Origin of the sequence: Clostridium nigeriense, assembly GCF_900086595.1 — a bacterium.
GTDB lineage: Bacteria > Bacillota > Clostridia > Clostridiales > Clostridiaceae > Clostridium > Clostridium nigeriense.
This window is the reverse complement of record NZ_LT575472.1, coordinates 200,637-205,636: the sequence shown is the minus strand read 5'-3', so window position 1 is coordinate 205,636 and position 5,000 is coordinate 200,637. Positions and strand designations below refer to the sequence as shown.

At 48.1% G+C, this 5,000-nt stretch carries 1 rRNA gene and 2 other annotated features (1 of these 3 only partly in view); the gene reads right to left on the bottom strand.

The window, feature by feature from the left end:
* Positions 1–1,318 (bottom strand): 23S ribosomal RNA (locus BN6774_RS01275) (it extends 1,587 nt beyond the left edge of the window).
* A gap of 227 nt (positions 1,319–1,545) precedes the next feature.
* Positions 1,546–1,680: a sequence feature (16S ribosomal RNA rRNA prediction is too short), on the bottom strand.
* Positions 1,681–1,685: 5 nt separating this feature from the next.
* Positions 1,686–4,906 (bottom strand) — a sequence feature (most likely nonfunctional fraction of RNA operon).
* Between the last annotated feature and the right edge of the window lie 94 nt (positions 4,907–5,000).

The window sequence follows — 5,000 nt, the reverse complement described above, 5'->3', positions numbered from 1 at the left end:
ATTCTCACTTACATCTCGCTACTAATGCCAACATTCTCACTCGTAATCAGTCCACCGCTCCTTACGGTACGACTTCAGCCCGATTACGACGCTCCTCTACCGCTCAAGTAATCTTGAGCCCGTAGCTTCGGTGGTAAGTTTGAGCCCCGGACATTTTCGGCGCAGGATCTCTCGACTAGTGAGCTATTACGCACTCTTTAAATGAGTGGCTGCTTCTAAGCCAACATCCTAGTTGTCTTAGAAATCCCACATCCTTTACCACTTAACTTACACTTTGGGACCTTAGCTGACGATCTGGGCTTTTTCCCTTTTGACCACGGATCTTATCATTCGTAGTCTGACTGCCGGACTAATAGTATATGGCATTCGGAGTTTGATAAGGTTCGGTAAGCGATATGCCCCCTAGCCCATTCAGTGCTCTACCTCCATTACTCATATCCGACGCTAGCCCTAAAGCTATTTCGAGGAGAACCAGCTATCTCCGAGTTCGATTGGAATTTCTCCGCTATCCACAGCTCATCCCATGCTTTTTCAACAGCAACGTGGTTCGGTCCTCCACGGGGTTTTACCCCCGCTTCAACCTGGCCATGGATAGGTCACCCGGTTTCGGGTCTACGGCATGCAACTAGTCGCCCTATTAAGACTCGGTTTCCCTTCGGCTCCGTACCTTAAGTACTTAACCTTGCTACATACCGTAACTCGTTGGCTCGTTCTACAAAAAGCACGTCATCACCCTCATAAGGGGCTTTGACCGGTTGTAGGCACACGGTTTCAGGTTCTATTTCACTCCCCTCCCGGGGTTCTTTTCACCTTTCCCTCACGGTACTTCTTCACTATCGGTCATCAGGTAGTATTTAGCCTTGGGAGGTGGTCCTCCCTGCTTCCCACAAGGTTTCACGTGTCTCGTGGTACTCTGGATCAGAACTTAGTAGTTATGACTTTCACTTACGTGGCTATTACACTCTGTGGCGCAACTTTCCAGTTGTCTTCAATTAATCATAATTTCCCGTTATGTTCTGTCCGCAACCCCAGAGATAAATCTCTGGTTTGGGCTCTTTCCCTTTCGCTCGCCGCTACTAAGAAAATCGATTTTTCTTTCTCTTCCTCTAGGTACTTAGATGTTTCAGTTCCCTAGGTTTACCTTCCTGCAACTATTTATTCATTACAGGATACATGGGGTTTCCCATGTGAGTTCCCTCATTCGGAAATCTTCGGATCACTGGCTATGTGCGCCTACCCGAAGCTTATCGCAGCTTATCACGTCCTTCATCGGCTCCTGATGCCAAGGCATTCACCATGCGCCCTTTGTAGCTTGACCTTTTTATTACTCATTTACTGAGTAAGGTTATTTCAAAATTTATTACAAAGTTATTCACAAAGAATATTTTTGGCTTGTTGTTATTTTTATTCATGTGCAATTTTCAAAGAACATTTTGAAGAACTTTAGTCCTTCAAAATTGAACAGAAAGTTAAGATAAACCATCTTCTAAGTTATACTAGATAAGCGCCTTGCTTACTAGATTTCTCCATAGAAAGGAGGTGATCCAGCCGCAGGTTCTCCTACGGCTACCTTGTTACGACTTCACCCCAATCGCTGACCCTACCTTAGGTCGCTGCCTCCCTTACGGGTTAGCTCACGAACTTTGGGTATTGCCAACTCTCATGGTGTGACGGGCGGTGTGTACAAGGCCCGGGAACGTATTCACCGCGACATTCTGATTCGCGATTACTAGCAACTCCAGCTTCATGTAGGCGAGTTTCAGCCTACAATCCGAACTGAGACAAGTTTTATAGTTTAGCTCCACCTTGCGGTATTGCATCTCGTTGTACTTGCCATTGTAGCACGTGTGTAGCCCTAGACATAAGGGGCATGATGATTTGACGTCATCCCCACCTTCCTCCCGGTTAACCCGGGCAGTCTCGCTAGAGTGCTCAACTAAATGGTAGCAACTAACAATAAGGGTTGCGCTCGTTGCGGGACTTAACCCAANATAACTTATTTTGGTCAAGCCCTCGACCTATTAGTATCAGTCAGCTAAATATGTTACCACACTTACACCTCTGACCTATCAACCTTGTGTTCTTCAAGGGGTCTTACTAGCTTATGCTATGGGAAATCTCATCTTGAGGGGGGCTTCACGCTTAGATGCTTTCAGCGTTTATCCCTTCCCGACTTAGCTACCCAGCTATGCTCCTGGCGGAACAACTGGTGCACCAGAGGTCAGTCCATCCCGGTCCTCTCGTACTAAGGACAGCTCCTCTCAAATTTCCTACGCCCGCGACGGATAGGGACCGAACTGTCTCACGACGTTCTGAACCCAGCTCGCGTGCCGCTTTAATGGGCGAACAGCCCAACCCTTGGGACCTACTACAGCCCCAGGATGCGACGAGCCGACATCGAGGTGCCAAACCTCCCCGTCGATGTGGACTCTTGGGGGAGATCAGCCTGTTATCCCCGAGGTAGCTTTTATCCGTTGAGCGATGGCCCTCCCACGAGGTACCACCGGATCACTAAGCCCGACTTTCGTCCCTGCTCCACTTGTGGGTGTCGCAGTCAGGCTCCCTTCTGCCTTTGCACTCTACGAACGATTTCCGACCGTTCTGAGGGAACCTTTGGGCGCCTCCGTTACATTTTAGGAGGCGACCGCCCCAGTCAAACTGCCCACCTAACAATGTCCCGTCACCAGTTTCATGGCGTCCGGTTAGAATCCCAATACTGTCAGGGTGGTATCCCAAGGATGACTCCACTAAGGCTGACGCCCTAGCTTCTCAGTCTCCCACCTATCCTGTACAGACAATATCGAAACTCAATGCTAAGCTACAGTAAAGCTCTACGGGGTCTTTCCGTCCAATCGCGGGTAGCGAGCATCTTCACTCGCACTACAACTTCGCCGGATTTGCAGTTGAGACAGTGCCCAAGTCATTACGCCATTCGTGCGGGTCAGAACTTACCTGACAAGGAATTTCGCTACCTTAGGACCGTTATAGTTACGGCCGCCGTTTACTGGGGCTTAAGTTCACACCTTCGCTTGCGCTAAGTGTTCCCCTTAACCTTCCAGCACCGGGCAGGCGTCAGCCCCTATACATCAGCTTGCGCTTTAGCAGAGACCTGTGTTTTTGCTAAACAGTTGCTTGGGCCTATTCTCTGCGGCCTGCTCTCACAGGCACCCCTTCTCGCTAACTTACGGGGTCAATTTGCCTAGTTCCTTAACTGCAATTCTTCCGATGGCCTTAGGATTCTCTCCTCATCTACCTGTGTCGGTTTGCGGTACGGGCACTATTTCTCTCTCTAGATGCTTTTCTTGGAAGCAGGGAATCAGATACTTCAGTCTAAAAGACCTTCCCCATCACACCTCAGGATTGTTAAGACGGATTTGCCTATCTTAACTCCCTAAATGCTTAGACTAGCATTTCCAATCGCTAGCACATCCTATCCTTCTCCGTCACACCATCGATAATAACGATAATAGTGGTATTGGAATATCAACCAATTGTCCATCACCTACGCCTTTCGGCCTCGGCTTAGGTCCCGACTAACCCTGGGCGGACGAGCCTTCCCCAGGAAACCTTAGATTTTCGGCCTGTAAGATTCTCACTTACATCTCGCTACTAATGCCAACATTCTCACTCGTAATCAGTCCACCGCTCCTTACGGTACGACTTCAGCCCGATTACGACGCTCCTCTACCGCTCAAGTAATCTTGAGCCCGTAGCTTCGGTGGTAAGTTTGAGCCCCGGACATTTTCGGCGCAGGATCTCTCGACTAGTGAGCTATTACGCACTCTTTAAATGAGTGGCTGCTTCTAAGCCAACATCCTAGTTGTCTTAGAAATCCCACATCCTTTACCACTTAACTTACACTTTGGGACCTTAGCTGACGATCTGGGCTTTTTCCCTTTTGACCACGGATCTTATCATTCGTAGTCTGACTGCCGGACTAATAGTATATGGCATTCGGAGTTTGATAAGGTTCGGTAAGCGATATGCCCCCTAGCCCATTCAGTGCTCTACCTCCATTACTCATATCCGACGCTAGCCCTAAAGCTATTTCGAGGAGAACCAGCTATCTCCGAGTTCGATTGGAATTTCTCCGCTATCCACAGCTCATCCCATGCTTTTTCAACAGCAACGTGGTTCGGTCCTCCACGGGGTTTTACCCCCGCTTCAACCTGGCCATGGATAGGTCACCCGGTTTCGGGTCTACGGCATGCAACTAGTCGCCCTATTAAGACTCGGTTTCCCTTCGGCTCCGTACCTTAAGTACTTAACCTTGCTACATACCGTAACTCGTTGGCTCGTTCTACAAAAAGCACGTCATCACCCTCATAAGGGGCTTTGACCGGTTGTAGGCACACGGTTTCAGGTTCTATTTCACTCCCCTCCCGGGGTTCTTTTCACCTTTCCCTCACGGTACTTCTTCACTATCGGTCATCAGGTAGTATTTAGCCTTGGGAGGTGGTCCTCCCTGCTTCCCACAAGGTTTCACGTGTCTCGTGGTACTCTGGATCAGAACTTAGTAATTATAACTTTCACTTACGTGGCTATTACACTCTGTGGCGCAACTTTCCAGTTGTCTTCAATTAATCATAATTTCCCGTTATGTTCTGTCCGCAACCCCAGAGATAAATCTCTGGTTTGGGCTCTTTCCCTTTCGCTCGCCGCTACTAAGAAAATCGATTTTTCTTTCTCTTCCTCTAGGTACTTAGATGTTTCAGTTCCCTAGGTTTACCTTCCTGCAACTATTTATTCATTACAGGATACATGGGGTTTCCCATGTGAGTTCCCTCATTCGGAAATCTTCGGATCACTGGCTATGTGCGCCTACCCGAAGCTTATCGCAGCTTATCACGTCCTTCATCGGCTCCTGATGCCAAGGCATTCACCATGCGCCCTTTGTAGCTTGACCTTTTTATTACTCATTTACTGAGTAAGGTTATTTCAAAATTTATTACAAAGTTATTCACAAAGAATATTTTTGGCTTGTTGTTATTTTTATTCAT